This is a genomic window from Tritonibacter multivorans, from assembly GCF_001458415.1.
Classification (GTDB): Bacteria; Pseudomonadota; Alphaproteobacteria; order Rhodobacterales; family Rhodobacteraceae; genus Epibacterium; species Epibacterium multivorans.
The window spans coordinates 44,553-61,863 of record NZ_CYSD01000031.1 but is presented as its reverse complement, the minus strand read 5'-3'; the positions used below and the strand labels follow the sequence as shown (position 1 = coordinate 61,863).

Sequence of the window (17,311 nt, the reverse complement as noted above, 5' to 3'; positions counted from 1 at the left end):
AGTTGATCGATTTGAAGTTCGGTTATTGGAAAACGCGCTGCAGCCATGGTTACGATCCCTCCGCCGGGGTCGCCCCTTGGCGCGGGAACCCTGTTTTCGGCACGCCTGCCACAGGCCTTTTTCCCAAACCACCCAGCGCCCTAACTGCGGTCAGGGCTGTGTCAAACGTCAGAGCATCCATTTCGATCTCCTTTCCGGTCGGGATCTTCGTACTGGCTTTAATTCGTATTTACAATACTGATTTAAACCAGTACCCCTGCGGCCGACAAGAAGGTGCTGAAATGAAACGTGAAAAACTTACCATTCCCATCCTGCTGTCGCTGTGGGCGGGGCTTGCCATAGGAGGGAACCTGATTGCAGCTTCGGCCAAATTTCAGGTCACTGCGCTGTCCACAGCAGAGCATCTGATGATCGGCCGCGCGCAGTTTGCATGGCTGGGCATAGCCGAAATGCTGCTCGCTGCGGCCCTGCTGGGCGGGTTTTTCCGCCAAAAGCGCCGCCCTGATTATCTTCTGCTGGCCATATTGGCTGTTTTGGCGCTGCAGCAGTTGGGCTTGCACCCCTTGCTTCAGCTCCGCAGCGACACCTTGATTGCCGGACAAACACCTGGCCCCAGCAATCTGCATCTGTTGTTCATTGCCGCCGAGATCTTGAAGATTTGCCTGCTGCTCTGGGCCGCAGGATCCCTGCCAAAAGCGCCTGCACGGGCGGAAATTCTTTGAACCCGCACTTGAGATGCGGATTACAGGCTGCTACCTGACAAAGATGCAGCTTTCTAAGTTCTCAGATTACGCCCTGCGGGTTGTGGTTCATCTTGCGGCGTCGCCAGATCAGCTGCTGTCCACACGTCAGATCGCCAGCATTCACGACGCCAAATACAACCATATGGCCAAAGTCACGACATGGCTTGTGACCGAAGGGTATGCGGAATCGCTGCGTGGGCGCGGTGGTGGTCTGCGGCTGGCGCAGGCGCCGGCAGAGATCAATCTCGGCCACTTGCTGCGCAAACTTGAAGCGGACAAACCGGTTGTGGAATGCCTTGGCGTCGACGGCATGGGCAGCTGTCGCCTCATGCCTGCCTGCGGTCTTTCATCGGCGCTGGGGGCTGCTCAGGAAGCGTTTTACAGCTCTCTGGATCAACTCACCCTCGACAAGGTGATCCAGAGCGCCCCGGGCATGAAGGCCCTGCTGGCGACCCTGAACACCGAAGATATCCCGCCCTAGCGCGCATGCACGCCCCCTCTGAGTTGGCGTGGGAGGCAGCGTGATCAGCGAGCCAGGGCTGTGGCGATCCGCGCCACCAGCTTGTGCATGGCATCCCGTCGGGCCGCAGCGAGGGCCGGAATACCCTCGCCGTCAATTGGCACCTCAATTGCAAAACGCTTGCTTGTTTGCAGCCCAATGAAGTCATCCGATTTCACAAAAAACTGGCCCGTCATGCGCAGGGTTTGACTGGGCAGAACGGTCAGGCCCTGAAGACGGACTTCTACCTGTGCTTGGGGCCGGTCCACAAAGGGCCAGGGCTCTGATGCAACATCGGCCTTCAGGGCAAGATCCAGCCCGGCTGACAGTTGCTCAGTCATCGCACGGGCAGGTTCGTCCGCCCAGGACTGGTTCTTTTGCAGCCGCAGGATACCGTTCTCGTCCGGCAGAAAGATAGAGCTGTCGGCAACATAGTCCGGCAGATCAATCTCCTGTACCTCGACGCTTCGTACAGGCGACCGCACCTGCGCCACATCCGTGACCTCGGGCAAAAGGTAGCGTTCGTCGTTGCTACTGCAGGCCGCCACAGTGGTCAGAAGCGCTGTGGCCAGAACAGCCGTCAAAGTTTTCTGGATCATTTTAACGCCCCAACAAAAGCGAATTTGGTTTTCGACTGATTTCTCGGACCAAAACATCAATGGACCGGACCGTGTCACGCAGATCCGCAATTACCTTGCGAATATCGCGGTTCACCGGCGATCCTGCACCATAAGCGCCAACCGCCGCATCAGCAGAGGTGGCAAGCGCGTCCAGCCGCTTGGTCAGGTCCGGCAGATCTGCCGCCGCAACGGCCACGGAATCCGCCGCCGTTGACGCGGACTGAAGGGTTGCACTCAGGGTTTCAGTCACCCCGCCTTTGCGCAGGTCATCCAGGGTTGCATTGATCTCATCCAAAGCGCCCGACAGGGCCGCAGGAACCCTGCCCATATCAGGATTGCCCACCAGTGCCGTCGCCGCCACAAGCAGGTCATTGGCGGAACTGACCGCCTGTTCAATCGGCATCTGATTTGCCCTTTGGACAAAATGGTCAATATCGGCCATCAGCTGCGGCAGGCCGTCGCTGGCGGAGGACACATTCGCCATCACACTTTGAAACTGTGCAACAGAGGACACCAGCTGGTTGACTGTATTGGCAGTCTCGATCGTATCGAGGAGCGTTTTGATATCCAGAACCACCCCCTGAATGTCAGCGGGCAGTTGCCGCACCGCGTCGGACTGCGCCACTTCGTCAACATGTTTGACCAAGGCATTCACCGAGGCCGGCATCTGTTTTGTGTCCGGGTCCGCCAAGATTATGTTGACGGCTGACATCAACTGAATGGCGCGATCCAGCACCTCCTCCACCGGCAGCGACGACACACGTGTCAACAGGTCCTGCGCGCCCGTTTCCAGCGTTGACGGCGGTGTCGGAAGCGTTGGCATCTGCGCATAGGGCTGCCGGTCCCGGATCAGGGTCGCAGCATTGGCTGTGGGGTCTTCAAACAGTTCAATATGAAGCCCGCCAGACAAGATCGAATTCGGCGCTAACCGCGCGCGAAGTCCGGATTTTTCCACCATTGCCGCCAAGAGGTCCATTGTCTCTTCGGGGGTGGTTACGTCCTTCAGACCCAACCGGGTTGGCTGGATCGAATAAGACGCCACCAGTTGAATATCCGGCGCGCCATCCGCCTTGGTCACCGTGAGCGCCGACAGGGTCTGGACCTCGCCAACTTTCAGGCCGCGAAACAGGACCTCGGCGCCCTCTTTCAATCCTTTGACCGACCCTTCGAATTGCGAGGTGACAAAAACGGTTGCTCGCAGGTCTTCGTTCAACAGACTGCCACGGGCCTCTGTTTCCGAACTATAAAGATCAAACACCGCATTGCCTTGCAGGGGGTCGCCACCGGACAGCGTGGTGTCAAAGGCAACCCCGCCCTGAAGCAGACTGGCTAAGCTGTCCACCTGCAGGGCAAACCCCGCCTGCCCCAGGTCGAACTGGATGCCCGAGGCATTCCAGAAGCGCGTGCCGGTGTTCAGAAGCGGCTTGTACCTGTCTGTGACAAACGCGGTGATCAGGACCTTGTCGGTCTGCGCATCATATTCGACCGCTTCCACCTTGCCCATTTTGACCCCTTTGTGCAGGACAGGCGCGCCAACGGCAATGGATCCGCTGGTGTCAGCAACCAGTGTGACCGCAATGCCCTTGGCCCCCGGAGGAATGGTCGGTGCCTTTGGCAAGGCGGTGAATTCCATTTGCGGCGCGCCGGGCGCAGCATCCCAGTCAACGCTGATAAAAGCCCCTGAAAATAAAGTATTGAGCCCAGTCAGCCCGCTGGTGTCCACCTGCGCCGTCGTCAGCCAGAACTGCGTGTCCGCATCCAGGAAATGCGCCATGTCTTTGTGGATGCCGACAGTGACCAGAACCTGCGCCAGGTCGTCACTCAGCGCAATGTCCGAGACAGTTCCAACCTCAACATCGCGAAACCGCACTTTGGTTTTTCCGGCCTCAATGCCGGTTGCATCTTCAAAGGCCACCGTGATTGGCACGTCGCGGTTCGAATAGGACTGCCACGCCAGACCCAGCGTGCCCAAAAGGGCAATCACTGGCACACTCCAGACCGGTGAAAGGCGCGCGCGGTGTTGGATCGCGGGGGCGTCGGGGGCGGATGCGTTCTGCGCGGACGTCGGTGTTGGTTTGGTCACGTTGGGCTGTCCCAAATCAGTTTTGGATCGATGCTTTGGGCTGCAAGCATCGAACAGATCACGGAAGCCGCAAAAAAAAGCGCTCCCACTGCGGGTTCAATGGACGCCACGGGCGACAGCTGAACCAGGCCGGTCAACAGGGCCACGACAAAAATGTCGATCATGGACCAGCGGCCAATGAACTCAATAAAATCATGCAATGTCAGGCGCATATGGTGGCTGAACTTCCATCGAAACTGGATGCTCAGCAAAAGAAACAGAATGATCGCGATCTTGGCAATGGGCAGGCACATGCTGGCCGCAAAAATGACGAAGGCCACAGCGTAATTGCCAGACTCCACGAACAAGATGACCCCCTCAAAGATCGTATGTGCCGACGATGTGCCAAGGATGTTGTTGACCAATAGGGGAAAGAGATTGCCGGGGATCAGGCACAAAATGCTTGCAACCACCCAGGCCCATGCGGCCTGCAGACTGCCTGCGCGCCGCGCCTGGACCATGGCACCGCAGGTGCGGCACTGCACCTCGGATGCGTCGTGAACGGTGCCGCACACATGGCAGCCCACCAGTCCCAGATCAATTGCGCGCATCCGGGCCCTCCCGATTGATATGCCGCCAGATCGACCATCGACAGACCGAGGCATTGAACAGCGCAAAGGCAATCACCAGCCCGCAATAGAGCCAGAAGGACACATCAAAGGTCACCTGCGCCAGATCCACCACTTTGACCAGCCCCACACCCGTTCCGACCACAAAAATCTCGGTCATGGCCCAGGGTGTCAGTTTTTCGGTGAAGCGAAACACGCGCTTAAGACGGTCCCCCCCGCGCCCCGCCTGAAGCAAGGCCACGAGATACAACATAAGCCCGGCGCGCAACACAGGGATGGCCAGCACGAACAAGGCGATCAGTAAGGACAGCAGAACATACCAATTTTGGGCCACGGACTCGACCAGACCCGGCACCGAGGTCTCGTGCCCAAACCCAAACCGCGCCATCGACAGAAACGGAAACGCCAGTAACGACCCCGCCAAGATCAAAGAGGTGATCGCAAAAGCCGCTGTGCGGACGAAGGGCTGTTTCTTACGCACTACAATTGTATGTCCGCAGCATCTGCACCGCAGTGCGTTGCCGGGGGGCAGGTCATCCACAACAGACAGGGTATCGCACTTTTGGCAGGCCAAAAGACGATCCGGTGCAGTTGAGTAGATCTCCCTGTAATCCAAGGCAAAACCTTTCTGGGTCTGGATTGGTCCCTAAGGTTAGTGGGCCTCGGCAGGAATGAAACGAAAATCATCACCCATCGGCAAAAAACAACCGTACCGTTCAAAGGTTCAACCGCGCGCGGCCTGCTTCAGCTTAATCCTTTGCGTTTGCGCGACAACGCCTGGCGGTCGCGCTGTTTGAGGGAACTGTCGACCAGATCAATCACATAGTCGATATGGGCCTTGGCGGCCTCTTCTGCTTGCGTGGGCTGCCCGGCACAAATGGCATCCACGATGTCCTTGTGCTGCTGAAGCAGGTTTTCCGACGCCTGATCGAGGTTCATCAACTCCCCGCGATTGTAAAACAACGCACTGCGGTTCATCCGGTAGAGCGATGACATCATATGGATGAGCGTTCGATTGTGGCTGGCAAAGGCAATGGTCAGATGCAGCTTCAAATCAAGCTCGGACGCAAGCGCCAGATCCTGCTGAGGGTCCGGTTCTGACATTGCTGCAATGATCTGGTTCAGCGCCAGATGATCTTCGGGCGTTGCCCGCTGTGCCGCAAGCCGGGCTGCAAATCCCTCCTGCTCGCGGCGGTATTCCAGATTGTCCTGAATGGCCTCTGGGTGCCGTTTATACAATTCGATCAGGGCAGGCGACATGGCATCGCCGCCCAGCTTGTCCACATAGATCCCTTCGTTTGGAACGATCTTCAGCAGCTTGCAGTCAGCCAGATATTTCAGCGCTTCGCGGACCTTGGGGCGCGAAATCCCCAGCTGCTCTGCCAGATCCCGCTCGCCGGGCAGAACCATGCCTTCGGTCAGCACACCGCCCAGGATCAACTCCTCGATTTGGCGCACGGCAACATCCGCCAATGATTCGTTCGCAATCGGGTCGAACAGGGCCTTCGGGGTCGGTTGTCGTTTCATTTTAGCACGTCTCCCAACATCTGGTTCACAATATTAACCGGCCTTTCGTCGCAACAAAAGGCTTTCCTTTCAGAACCTTCCCGCCTGTGCCCCAGCGGTTTGCGATCAACACATCCGGTAAAGTTACTTGACCACATAGCAATGGTAAATTTAGTTTACCGGTTATGCCCGGTGGAGCGGGCTTCTATTTCGGACATTCCGTCCAACACCCTGGGAGGACAAAATGACATCCAAAACACTGACCCTCGCTGCCACTGCAGCGCTTGCAACCGCGTCTTTTGCGCAGGCCGAAGAAACGCTCGAGATGACCTCTGCCTTTGGTCAGAACCTGCCCATTCTCGGCACCGCAGCCGTCGATTTTGTCGAGAAAATCAACGGCATTTCTTCCGATGTGCAGTTCGAACATTTTGACCCCGGCAAGCTGGTTCCGACCCTCGAAGCGCTGGATGCCGTATCCAACGGGTCCGTCGATGCGGCCTTTGCCACTTCGGGGTACTGGCAGGGTAAAATGTCGGCCGCTTCACTGTTTGCCGCTGTGCCCTTTGGCCCCGAAGCGGGCGAATTCCTTGGCTGGATCCTCTATGATGACGGCGGCGATCTGTGGCAGCAGATGTATGACGACAATGGCTATGACGTAAAAACGCTGCCCTGCGGCATCATCGCGCCCGAAACCTCGGGTTGGTTCAAGAAGGAAATCACCTCGGCCGAGGATCTGCAGGGTCTGAACATGCGCTTCTTTGGCCTTGGCGCGCAGGTGATGCAGCGTCTGGGCGTGTCGACCTCGCTGCTGGGGGCGTCTGACATCTTCCCGGCTCTGGAGCGCGGCGCGATTGACGCGACAGAGTTTTCCATGCCGCGCATCGACGCGCGCCTTGGCTTCCACAAAATCGCGCCTTTCAACTACTTCCCCGGCTGGCACCAGCCCGCAACCATCTTTGAACTGCTCATCAACGCAGAGGTCTACGAAGATCTTTCGGACACCGCGAAAAACCAGATCGAAGTGGCCTGCCTCGCGAACCTGACCACAAACTTCGCCGAGGGCGAAGCCAGCAACTATGCCGCCATGGTCGACAACGTCGAAAACAACGGTGTTGAGCTGCGCCAGTGGGATCCCGAAATGCTGGATCTGTTCCGCAGCACCTGGGCCGAGGTCGCAACCGAGATGGCAAGCGAAGATGAATTCTTCGCCACCGTCTGGGCGGATTTGCAGGAGTACCGCGAAGGCTACCGCCTGTGGTCGACCAACATCTACCTCCCGCGTCAGTAACCCCAAACAGCTGACGCCACACTGGGCGGCCCGGTCCTCTCCTTCCAGGGCCGCCCTCTTTTAGAGACCCGAAAGCCCGCTTTCGCACGACCAAAGAAGGATGCGCCATGTCCGCTTCCGACAACCCACTCACTCCATCCCCGACCGATCTGCCCGGACAACGCGCGATCAAGCGTCTGTCCGGGGCCTTTGCCTGGGTGTTTCCAATCCTCATGGTCGCCATTGTGGCCCAGGTCATTCTCCGCAAGGCAGGCATGAACCAGGCCTGGCTCGATGACCTGCAATGGTGGCTTTACGGCGCCGCGATGATGGTCGGCTTTGCCTATGCCATTGCCACCGAAAGCCATGTGCGCGTCGACATTCTGCACGCAGGCTACAGCCCGGAAAAGAAAGCCAGGATCGAAGTCTTTGCGCTTGGCTGGCTGCTGCTGCCCTTCCTTGCGGTGATGACGGATCTGACCCTGCACTATGCCTTTGCCTCGATTGCCGCGCAGGAAGGATCAGACAGCCCCAACGGCCTGCATCACCTGTATCTTTTGAAATCTGCTGTGCCTCTTTTGTTTATTGCGGCCATCGTGGCCACATGGTCGGGCATGCGCAACCATCTGAAAACACTTGAATTCAAAGGGTTCGCGGCCTGCCTGATCGGCGCCCTGCCCTTTGTCTGGTTTGTATGTGAACGAGTGGCTGTTTACGGGATGTGGTGGGGTGTCCGTCTCTCTGATGCGGAGATGAAGCCCCGCCGCATTCTGAAAGAACCGATGTTTGAACACAGCGCGTGGATTGGCCTCGTTCTGTTCGTAATTTTGCTGGTGTTGACCCTGTTCTGGGACCGCCGGACCCGCGCCAATAAGGACCACTGACCCATGGAACTTCTCGCCTTTGCCGGGCAGCTGCTGGACTTGAACCAGTGGCTTGTCCTGCTGATGTTCATCAGCTTTATCGTCATGCTGTTTCGCGGTGTACCTGTGGCCTATGGGCTGGTTGGTGTGTCGCTGATCTTCACCCTGCTGGCCATGGTTGTGCTGGATCCGTTCAAAGACGCGATCCGCGAGGTCATCGCCTTTGATGCGCCCAGGATCACCTACAAGAAACTGTCTGCCAATGCCGGGCGTTTCTTTGGCGGCATCATCAAGAACCCGGTGCTGGTTGCCCTGCCGATGTTCATCTTTATGGGGCTGATGCTGGATCAATCCGGCGTGGCGCAGCGGATGATGAAGGCCATGCAGGTTCTGTTTGGCTCGCTCAAAGGTGGGCTTGCGCTGTCGGTCATGCTGATCGGCATTATCCTCGCGGCATCGACCGGGGTGATCGGCGCTTCTGTTGTTCTGCTGGGTGTGATGGGCCTGCCTGCGATGATGGCGCAAAACTATTCCAAACCCATTGCCACCGGCACCATTGCGGCCTCTGGCACCCTGGGCATCTTGATCCCGCCGTCGATCATGCTGGTGATCATGTCTGATCAGTTGGCGATTTCACTGGGCGATCTGTTCATGGGGGCGCTGATCCCCGGTGTCATGCTGGGCGTTTTCTATATTCTGTTCCTGATCATCTGGGGGCTGCTGCGGCCGCAGGACATGCCGCTGCCGGAAAACCGTGAACCCATCAGCCTGAAGATCATCGGCGAGGTCGCGCTGTCCGTGATCCCGCCGATGCTGCTGATCCTGCTGGTGCTGGGGTCGATTTTCTTTGGTCTGGCCACGCCGACCGAAGCCTCTGGCCTGGGCGCGCTGGGGGCCACCGCGCTGGCGCTTGCAAACCGCACCCTCAGCTGGGCGACCTTCCGAGAGGCGATCCGCCAGACCCTGAATACCTCTGGCTATATCGTCGGGATCTTCATTGCCGCCAATTTCTTTGCCTTTGTGCTGCGCCGCTTTGGCGGCGATGAGATCATTGAGAACATGGTTCTTGGCACGTTTGAGAACCCCTATCTGGTGATCGCGTTTATCCTGTTCATCATCTTCCTTCTGGGCTTTCTGCTCGATTGGATCGAGATCACGCTGATCGTCATGCCGCTGATCCTGCCGGTTGTGGTGTCGCTGGGCTTGCCGGTGAATGACTTTGGCGTCGTTGATGAGCCCGCCGTTGTCTGGTTCGCCATCCTTGCGGCAATCACGCTACAGACGTCCTTCCTGACGCCACCGGTGGGATTTGCGCTGTTCTACCTGAAAGGCGTGTGCCCCGACGGCGTAACACTTGGCCATATCTACCGCGGCGTGATCCCCTTTGTTCTGCTGCAACTTCTTGCACTGGCTGTGGTTTTTGCCTGGCCTGAACTCACCACCTGGCTGCCCGCCCTTGCATATGGGAAATGACCTATGGGACTGAAATCTTGTCATAACTTCCACGATTTCCGCGCGCTGGCGCAACGCCGGCTGCCGGGTCCGATCTTCAACTACATCGACGGTGCTGCCGATGATGAGGTGACGTATCGCGAAAACACCAATGCCTTTGATCGCTGCGATCTGCTGCCGTCGGTGCTGACCGGCGTGCAGGATGTCGACATGTCGGTCACGGTCATGGGGCAGAAACTGGCGACGCCGTTCTACTGCTCGCCCACGGCGTTGCAGCGGTTGTTCCACCATCAGGGCGAACGCGCCGTGGCGGCGGCGGCCGAGAAATACGGCACCATGTTTGGCGTGTCGTCGCTGGGCACCGTCAGCCTCGAAGAGCTGCGCCAGAAACACAAAACCCCGCAGGTCTATCAGTTCTATTTCCACAAGGACCGGGGCCTGAACCGTGCGATGATGCAGCGCGCAAAGGAGGCAGGCGTCGAGGTGATGATGCTGACGGTCGACAGCATCACCGGCGGCAACCGCGAACGTGACCTGCGCACCGGGTTCTCTATCCCCTTCCGTCTCACCCTTGGCGGCATGATGCAGTTTGCGCTGAAGCCGCAATGGGGGATCAACTATGTCACCCATGAAAAGTTCAGCCTGCCGCAGCTTGATGCCCATGTGGATATGGGCGGCGGCGCCAGCTCGATCGGCGGCTATTTCACCAATATGCTCGATCCGTCGATGAACTGGGATGACATCGCCGAAATGGTGCAGGAATGGGATGGGCAGTTCTGTCTCAAGGGCATTATGACCGCTGAAGATGCCCGCCGCGCTGTCGATATTGGCTGCACCGGGATCATTCTGTCGAACCACGGCGGGCGGCAACTCGATGGGTCGCGCACGCCTTTTGACCAGTTGAAGGAAATCGTCGATGCCGTCGGCGAAGAGATCGACGTCATTATGGACAGCGGCGTACAGCGCGGAACCCATGTGGTAAAAGCCCTGTCACTGGGCGCCAAGGCAGTGGGGCTGGGGCGGTATTACCTGTTCCCGCTGGCCGCAGCGGGTCAACCAGGTGTCGAGCGGGCCCTAGGGCTTATGCAGGCCGAAGTGGAACGCGCCATGAAGCTTATGGGGGTGACCTCCATTGACCAGCTGACCGCGCAGAACTTGCGGTTCAGGTAAACAACAAAAAAGCGCCTTTTCTTATCGAAGGGGCGCTTTCTGCGCCGCTAGCCTGAAATCTTCACCAAAACATTGACCTTCATGGGCGCGCGGTTTGGCGTTGGATCAAAGGGCGCGGCCTTGCGGACGGCTTTTTGCGCCGTTTTATCCAGGCCCGGGTCACCAGACGGCCTTACCAGACGCAGGCCGGCAATGGATCCGTTCGCCGCAATATGCAGCCCGACGACGGCTGTGCCCTCGACGCCATCAGAGCGCGTGCGTTGCGCCGCGCGCCGAATTTTCTTCAGCACTTTGCCCTGATACGAGGAAATGGCTTTTTGGCCCACATCCTGCGCGGTGGTCTTTTGCGCCGCATTTGTGCTGGCTTTTGTGCCTTTTGCCACGCCCGAGGTCTGCCCGGCTGCCGCGCTTTGTTGTGCATTTCCGCGTGCTGCCTTGCGAACCGTTTCTGCGGGTTGAACCTGTTTTTGAGGCTGCTCCGGAACCGGTTTCAGGACCTTCGACGCCGCCACAGTGGCGACCGTCTTCACCAGCGGGGCGGACTTGACCGCATCGATCTTTGCCGGCTCCACAAGCTTGGAAATATCGGGCACAACAGCAGGGGCAGACATTGGCGAATGCGTGACAAGTGGTTTTAGCCGCGTCGCAAATGACTGGTCCCCGGTTGTGGCCTCAATCTGACCGGCAACCAAATTTGCAAAACTGCTGCCAATGGCAACTGACCCAGAAATCGCGCCACCTGCGGTTTCGACCGGTGCGGGCTCAGCAAAACGCAATACCCCGAGATGCACACAGGTCGACGCGCAAAGGCCCACGACAAAAAGAACCTGAGACAGCTTCATCACAGGGCTTGCTCCGTCACAACATGAATGGCCCCAGCACCGGCTTCCTTCAAAGCCCCCGCCAAGGTCAGAAGATCCGTGGCGCTGCTGCGGTGATCCGGCAGGATTTTTACGTTCGGCTCGGGACCGTCGGTCTCTTCGTGCAACACGGACAAAATCTCTGTGGGCGTTGCGGGCCTGCCCCGAAACAGAACCTCTCCATCCGCGCGCAGCACCACTGCATCTGGCGGTGGAATGACCGATTGGTCCGAAGTGTCCACAAGCTTCAGATCCGGATCCAAGGGGCGCGCCAATTGCGCCGCCGCCAGAAAGAAGATGAGCATCAAGAACACGATATTGATGAGAGGCAGGGTTGGTTCGCCCTTGGGCCGCCCCGTACCGAAACGCCGCGCGGCCATCACTGGACCACCATGATCTGAGCCTTGGGCAGTTGCCGCAATTGGAACATCGCCTGCACCAGCAGCTCGGAAGACACATCGCCAGCAACGCTCACAACAAATGGGCTTTGCGCTGCGGAGGGTGAAATCAGAAGGCGCGCCTTGTCCGGCAGGTCTTCCAGAACCGTTTCACGCCCGTTGATGGTCATACCCGCGCCGGCCAAACGCACAAAGATCGGCTGCGCAGATTTGTTCTGCGGCACAGCCTGACCCTGCCCGCGTGTCACCAGAGGCATTTCGCCAAATTTTGAAAACGTCGACGACAGCATGAAGAACAGCAAAAGCAAAAAGATCACGTCAATCAGGGACGTCATCGACAATGGCGCGCGCTGTTTTCTACGTCGCATGAGCCACCCGAAGGTTCCGCTGGTCGCACGGCTTTGCGGTTATGACGTCTGGTGCCAATGCCGCCTCCAGCGCATTGCGGGCGAGCCGTTCATGGGCGTCAAGCCGGCTGTCAAACCAGCCCACCAGAACCGAGGCCGGGATTGCCACCACAAGCCCCGCAGCGGTTGTCATCAGCGCCACCCAGATGCCTCCGGCCAAAAGCGAAGGGTCAGCTGAACTGTCGGCCTCCTGCAGCGTCCGAAACGCGTCGATCATGCCCAATACCGTGCCGAACAGCCCAAGCAACGGAGCGATCTGCGCGATCAGCTCCAGCACTCGGAGGCCATAGCCCAATTTGCCAAAGTCCGCTTCCAGCTGTGCACTCAGCCGGGCCCGAAGGACCTCGGGCGGCTGCGCGGCGCCACGAACATGGTCCAAGGTCGCACCGACCGCACCGCGGGCTGCAGTGCGGCCAACGGATTCCAGTTCAAAAATCAGCAGTTTCCACACTGCGACGGCAAGCCCAAGAACCGACATGGCCATCAGGACGGCAATCACTGGACCGCCCAAATCGACCAGGTCTGTCAATGCGGTAAACCCCTGTTCCATCATCCCAGAACCTCGAGATCCGCAACCGCGCTGGTGGCGCGCAAGGGGGCGTCGCACCCCGGCCCCTCACAGCTGTCTATGCCGTTGAACAAAACCCGCGAAACATCGCCGCATCGGGTGTTGGGAATGTCAAACTGGCGCACGCGCAGCTTACCTGCAGGTAAGGCCGCAAAATCAAACAAGGTCAGCAGCATCACCCGGTCGGACCGGTCAAACAGAACCGTCTCGACCACGAGGCTCTTGATGTCCTCTGGCGCTTTGGCCGTCAGAACCAGACGGCAGGCTTCGGCTTGCGGCTCTGTTGAGTTCAGGGAGATATGCGCAAACTGCTCCTCGGTGGCGGCGGTGGTCGCAGAAAACACCGCACAAAGCAGCGCCGCTGCGACAGGTTTGAAGGAGATCATCGAACGAGGTCCTTTCAGAAATAAAACGGTTATTCGGCCACAGCCAGCACTGGCAAAGCGGCACTTTGCGGCAGCAACCATGGCTTTGTTGAAGACGGCGCTGTGTTGATTTTGAGGTCACACCCATAGGCGGTGCTGAGCGTGTCATTGCGCAGCACGTCTTCGGCCGCACCGCGCCCAAGCACCTGCCCGTGGTGCATCAGAATGACCTGATCCGCGATCATCGAAGTCAGGTTCAAATCATGCAGAACCGCCAAAACGCCCCCGCCTGCACGGGCAAAATCCTTTGCAATTTCCATCACCAGTAGCTGATGGCCAATATCCAGGGCCGAAACCGGCTCATCCAGAAACAACCAGCGCGGGGTGCCCTTCAAAACAGGATCCCAGATCTGCACCAGAACCCGCGCCAGCTGCACCCGCTGTTGTTCGCCGCCCGAGAGGTTTTCGAACATGCGCCCCTCGAACCCGCCAAGGCCGACCCGCCGCAGGGCCGCAAGCGGCAGCCGATCTGACGTGTCAAAGCCCGCCACCGCCTGCCCGGTGGTCAGCCCAAGGCGGACAACTTCCAGCACGGTGAACGGAAAAGACAGTGCCGAGGCCTGCGGCAACACCGCCCGCAGCTGCGCCAGATCCGCCGCAGATAGACCCCGCGTGTTCACACCGTTTAAGGCGACCCTGCCTTCATAGGGCACATCCCCGGTCAACGCGCGCAACAGGGTGGTCTTGCCGGATCCATTCGGGCCGACCACAACCGTGATTTCACCCGCTTTCGCCGACAGCTCAATATCCCGCAAAATGCGGGTTCGCCCCAATCGCACAGAGAGGTTTTCTGCCGTAAGGGCCATTATACATCCACCAGCTTGCGGTTTTTCAGAAGGATCCACAGGAAAAACGGTCCACCAATCAAGGCCGTTACAATCCCAATAGGCAGTTCAGCCGGCGCGATGACGATGCGCGAAACACCATCTGCAAGCAGCAGCATCACAGCCCCCAGAAGCCCTGCGTTTATCAGCAGACCGCGATGGTCAGGCCCTTGAACCAACCGCAGAAGATGCGGCACCACGATCCCGACAAAACCAATGCCCCCGGTCACCGCGACCGATGCGCCAACGCTGCAGGCTACGGTCAGGATCGCCACATTTTTCATGCGCTGAACGGGAATGCCAAGATGGCGCGCCGAAGCTTCGCCAAGCGCAAGTGCGTTCAGAGACCGGGCAAGAAACGGGGCTGCAACAAGGCTCAGAATGATCAGCGGACCAGCAGTCCAGACCTTGGGCCAGGTTGCCCCCGCCACGGATCCCATGCCCCAGAACGTCAGGTCGCGCAGCTGGTCATCATCGGCAGAGAAAACGATCACCCCCGTCACCGCACCGCTCAGCGCGCCAAGCGCGATGCCTGCAAGCAACATGGTCGCAACCGATGTACGCCCGTTTCGCGTTGCCACGAGATACAGAAGAATGGTGCTGACCCAGCCCCCCGCAAAGGCGGCAAGCGGGACAAGGTAGAACCCGACAAGGCCTTGTAGCCAAAGGGGAAGCAGCCCACCCAGAACAATTGCCGCGACCGCGCCAAAGCCCGCTCCGGCGCTGACGCCAATCAGGCCGGGGTCCGCCAGAGGGTTGCGGAAAAGCCCCTGCAGGATTGCCCCTGACACGGCCAGCGCCGCGCCAACCGCCGCCGCAAGCAGCGTGCGCGGCATGCGAATGTCAAACAGGATCACAGTATCTCGCAATTCGGCCTGCCCGATGCCGATGCTTGCCAAAAGGGCCTCAATGACGTGTGTCTGCCCTGCCGCCCCCCAGCCCAGACTAAGGAGGAAAACACTCATCAGGCCAAGGCTCAAACATATCGTCACCACCCGGGCCCGGTGCCGACGGTCGCCGGCCACGTCGCGTTTGTGCCGCCCTTGCATCTGTGCCTGAAGCATCGCACCCATCGCGCTTTATCCTTCCTTGGCCGGGTAAAGCGCCTGATGAAGCTGACGCGCAAAGGTCGCGGTTCGGGGGCCAAAACCAAGCGCCGCGCCGGGGATGGTCACAAAGGCCTCTGCCCGCCCGGCCGGTGTCAGCGCCACGGCTGGCAGGCCCATAACCTCGGCCTTGCGCGTTCTGTGGTCGCCGCGGGCTTCCATCATCACAATGACGTCCGGGGCCGCTTCGATCACCGCTTCGGCATTGACTGGCTTGTAGCTGTCAAAGGCATCGGCAAAGACATTCACGCCGCCTGCCAACTCAATAATCCCGTTCGCGCCCGTGTTTGCCCCGGCTGCATTCATGCGCCCGCCATCCAGGGAAAGGACGAACAAAACACGCTTTTGCCGGTTATGTTGCCCCAGATCACCCGCGAGTGCTGCGAACTCATCCGCAATCTGTGCCGCCAAAGTTTCGGCCTTTGCCGGCACCCCCAAGGCCGCACCGATTGTGGCAACGGAGTCCACCACCGCCGCGGCTGAAAACCTGTCTTCGACCAGCACAACCGGGACGCTGGACGCGGCCAGCTGCTCCAGCGCTTCGGGCGGTCCCGACGTGGAACGCGCGAGGATCAAATCCGGGGCCAATGACAAGACACCTTCCGCAGAAAGCGCTCGCATGTAGCCGACATCCGGAAGATCAACTGCCTCTGGCGGATAGATTGATGTGGTATCCCGCCCTACAAGACGCCCCTGTTCCCCCAATGCATAGATGGTTTCCGTCACCGGTCCACCGACCGACACAATGGCGCGCGCGTCCGGATAGCTGTCCGCCATTGTGCCCGTCGCCACCAAAAGACCCCAAACGCCAAACAGAGATGCGCGGATCATGACGCCGCCTCGGTCTGTGCAGGGTTTGGCAGATCGCCGATTATATCTATCCAATTGCTCAGGTCGTTGGTTTTTGGGTGGCGCTGGCCAAACACCTGCGCGATCAGCATCCCGTCTTTGTCAAAGGCTTCCAACGACAGCGCCGCGCCGCGTTTGGTCGGTTTTTCAACGGCATAGACCTCGGCGATGTGATCGCCACGCAGGTGTAGATTGAACCGCTCATCCAGTACATTGAGCCATGGCCCCATGGGCTTGACAGTGTGTAGCCCGCCCCAGTGGATCTGAATATTTCCCGGGTTTCCGACAAACAGAATGACATCCTGTTCGGCAGCACTGGTCGCCTGAAGCAAGCCATCCACAGCAAGCGGATCCAGCCTGCGCACCCAGGGTGTACCATCCACCATCCGATACGCACCTAGGCGGTTGATCCCAAGTTTTGCCGTCAGCCGCATAAACTGATGGGTGTCGGTCATCCGACCCCATTCCTGCAGCAGCAGATCCCGTTTTTCGGGGTTTACCTTGGCCCCCTCGATCGGGTTTCGGGGCGAAACCTCCAACGATACGGGGCTGTCGGTGATCTCGAGGCGCCGTCGGACCGCATCCCATTTGTCGATCTCAGAGGTGTCGCGAAGAAAGATTTTGTGTACGGCGTCGCCTGCGGCGTCAAACACCTGCAGGGACCTTTGCACGCCTTGGTCCGTTTCCACTTCGACGGCATAACCGTGAACCCAATGTTTGGCAAAGATCCGCAGGTCGATGTCTTTGCCCAAAACCATCGACGCATGCGGGCCAGACCGGTATTCGCCATAGGTGCCAACCCGTTCGTGTACCGCGCTTTCGTTGCGGGTCAGGGCCATGACCTCGCCCAGTTCAGAAACCGCTGGCATCAGCCCATCGGGATTGGGGGCAATGGCCGTGACCCCCTCGCCCAGATGAGCAGCAAGCAGCTGTGCTTCGGAAATCCCCAAAGACTGAGCCAGATCGCGGTTGCGTTTTTTGGGCATGTCCCGCTTGGCGGCACGGATGTCTTCGGGTCGGAGGGAGGACAATACTGTCATTTTCAGATCCATTCTCTGTCGGT

At 59.0% G+C, this 17,311-nt stretch carries 20 protein-coding genes; 6 read left to right on the top strand and 14 right to left on the bottom strand.

Going from position 1 to position 17,311, the window contains the following annotated elements; all coding sequences use genetic code 11:
* Positions 1-2 precede the first annotated feature (2 nt).
* Both TRM7557_RS09370 and TRM7557_RS09365 read left to right on the top strand, forming a co-directional pair.
* Complete coding sequence (locus tag TRM7557_RS09370; RefSeq protein WP_165592442.1) at positions 3-722, top strand: hypothetical protein; 720 nt, start codon at positions 3-5, stop codon at positions 720-722.
* A gap of 43 nt (positions 723-765) precedes the next feature.
* Positions 766-1,224: an RrF2 family transcriptional regulator gene (locus TRM7557_RS09365; protein WP_058290023.1), complete on the top strand. Its 459-nt coding sequence runs from the start codon at positions 766-768 to the stop codon at positions 1,222-1,224.
* A gap of 44 nt (positions 1,225-1,268) precedes the next feature.
* Here TRM7557_RS09365 and TRM7557_RS09360 read toward each other — a convergent pair whose 3' ends face one another.
* The 5 genes from TRM7557_RS09360 to TRM7557_RS09340 all read right to left on the bottom strand — a co-directional run bounded on the left by TRM7557_RS09360 (position 1,269) and on the right by TRM7557_RS09340 (position 6,080).
* Positions 1,269-1,841: a PqiC family protein gene (locus TRM7557_RS09360; RefSeq protein WP_058289955.1), complete on the bottom strand. Its 573-nt coding sequence runs from the start codon at positions 1,839-1,841 to the stop codon at positions 1,269-1,271.
* Position 1,842: 1 nt separating this feature from the next.
* The gene (locus tag TRM7557_RS09355) at positions 1,843-3,945 is read right to left on the bottom strand and encodes a PqiB family protein (protein ID WP_058289954.1); all 2,103 of its coding nucleotides are present in this window, start codon (positions 3,943-3,945) and stop codon (positions 1,843-1,845) included.
* Positions 3,942-4,535: a paraquat-inducible protein A gene (locus TRM7557_RS09350; protein WP_058289953.1), complete on the bottom strand. Its 594-nt coding sequence runs from the start codon at positions 4,533-4,535 to the stop codon at positions 3,942-3,944. The genes TRM7557_RS09355 and TRM7557_RS09350 overlap by 4 nt, the downstream gene beginning before the upstream one ends.
* Complete coding sequence (locus TRM7557_RS09345) at positions 4,522-5,034, bottom strand: paraquat-inducible protein A (RefSeq protein ID WP_058289952.1); 513 nt, start codon at positions 5,032-5,034, stop codon at positions 4,522-4,524. Before TRM7557_RS09345 ends, TRM7557_RS09350 begins: the two co-directional genes overlap by 14 nt.
* Before the next feature lie 263 nt (positions 5,035-5,297).
* Positions 5,298-6,080, bottom strand: coding sequence for a FadR/GntR family transcriptional regulator (locus tag TRM7557_RS09340; protein ID WP_058289951.1), 783 nt, complete (start codon positions 6,078-6,080; stop codon positions 5,298-5,300).
* Positions 6,081-6,303: 223 nt separating this feature from the next.
* On the opposite strand from TRM7557_RS09340, the gene TRM7557_RS09335 reads away from it, so the two are divergent.
* The 4 genes from TRM7557_RS09335 (at position 6,304) to TRM7557_RS09320 (ending at position 10,811) form a co-directional block, all read left to right on the top strand.
* Complete coding sequence (locus TRM7557_RS09335) at positions 6,304-7,347, top strand: TRAP transporter substrate-binding protein (RefSeq protein WP_058289950.1); 1,044 nt, start codon at positions 6,304-6,306, stop codon at positions 7,345-7,347.
* 107 nt (positions 7,348-7,454) lie between these two features.
* On the top strand, positions 7,455-8,210 hold the full coding sequence (locus tag TRM7557_RS09330) for a TRAP transporter small permease subunit (protein ID WP_058289949.1): 756 nt from the start codon (positions 7,455-7,457) through the stop codon (positions 8,208-8,210).
* 3 nt (positions 8,211-8,213) lie between these two features.
* Positions 8,214-9,662 carry a TRAP transporter large permease gene (locus TRM7557_RS09325; RefSeq protein ID WP_207382650.1) on the top strand — a complete coding sequence of 483 codons (1,449 nt, stop codon included), beginning with the start codon at positions 8,214-8,216 and terminating at the stop codon, positions 9,660-9,662.
* Between the two features lie 3 nt (positions 9,663-9,665).
* Positions 9,666-10,811: an alpha-hydroxy acid oxidase gene (locus tag TRM7557_RS09320; RefSeq protein ID WP_058289948.1), complete on the top strand. Its 1,146-nt coding sequence runs from the start codon at positions 9,666-9,668 to the stop codon at positions 10,809-10,811.
* A 47-nt stretch (positions 10,812-10,858) separates the two neighbouring features.
* On the opposite strand, the gene TRM7557_RS09315 is transcribed toward TRM7557_RS09320, so the two are convergent.
* From TRM7557_RS09315 to TRM7557_RS09275, 9 genes are all read right to left on the bottom strand, one after another.
* Positions 10,859-11,653 carry an energy transducer TonB gene (locus tag TRM7557_RS09315; protein WP_058289947.1) on the bottom strand — a complete coding sequence of 265 codons (795 nt, stop codon included), beginning with the start codon at positions 11,651-11,653 and terminating at the stop codon, positions 10,859-10,861.
* The gene (locus tag TRM7557_RS09310; protein ID WP_058289946.1) at positions 11,653-12,051 is read right to left on the bottom strand and encodes an ExbD/TolR family protein; all 399 of its coding nucleotides are present in this window, start codon (positions 12,049-12,051) and stop codon (positions 11,653-11,655) included. Before TRM7557_RS09310 ends, TRM7557_RS09315 begins: the two co-directional genes overlap by 1 nt.
* Entirely contained in the window at positions 12,051-12,437 is a 387-nt protein-coding gene (locus tag TRM7557_RS09305; RefSeq protein WP_074942006.1) for an ExbD/TolR family protein, read from the bottom strand. Before TRM7557_RS09305 ends, TRM7557_RS09310 begins: the two co-directional genes overlap by 1 nt.
* Positions 12,427-13,005 (bottom strand): MotA/TolQ/ExbB proton channel family protein, encoded by a 579-nt coding sequence (locus tag TRM7557_RS09300; RefSeq protein ID WP_235811445.1) that lies wholly within the window; start codon positions 13,003-13,005, stop codon positions 12,427-12,429. Before TRM7557_RS09300 ends, TRM7557_RS09305 begins: the two co-directional genes overlap by 11 nt.
* Before the next feature lie 20 nt (positions 13,006-13,025).
* The gene (locus TRM7557_RS09295; RefSeq protein ID WP_058289943.1) at positions 13,026-13,430 is read right to left on the bottom strand and encodes a hypothetical protein; all 405 of its coding nucleotides are present in this window, start codon (positions 13,428-13,430) and stop codon (positions 13,026-13,028) included.
* Positions 13,431-13,459: 29 nt separating this feature from the next.
* Positions 13,460-14,275 (bottom strand): heme ABC transporter ATP-binding protein, encoded by an 816-nt coding sequence (locus TRM7557_RS09290; protein ID WP_058289942.1) that lies wholly within the window; start codon positions 14,273-14,275, stop codon positions 13,460-13,462.
* On the bottom strand, positions 14,275-15,258 hold the full coding sequence (locus TRM7557_RS09285) for a FecCD family ABC transporter permease (RefSeq protein ID WP_235811444.1): 984 nt from the start codon (positions 15,256-15,258) through the stop codon (positions 14,275-14,277). Before TRM7557_RS09285 ends, TRM7557_RS09290 begins: the two co-directional genes overlap by 1 nt.
* Positions 15,259-15,372: 114 nt before the next feature.
* Complete coding sequence (locus TRM7557_RS09280) at positions 15,373-16,230, bottom strand: heme/hemin ABC transporter substrate-binding protein (RefSeq protein ID WP_058289941.1); 858 nt, start codon at positions 16,228-16,230, stop codon at positions 15,373-15,375.
* Positions 16,227-17,288, bottom strand: a complete 1,062-nt coding sequence (locus tag TRM7557_RS09275) for a hemin-degrading factor (RefSeq protein WP_058290020.1) — start codon at positions 17,286-17,288, stop codon at positions 16,227-16,229. Before TRM7557_RS09275 ends, TRM7557_RS09280 begins: the two co-directional genes overlap by 4 nt.
* Positions 17,289-17,311 lie beyond the last annotated feature (23 nt).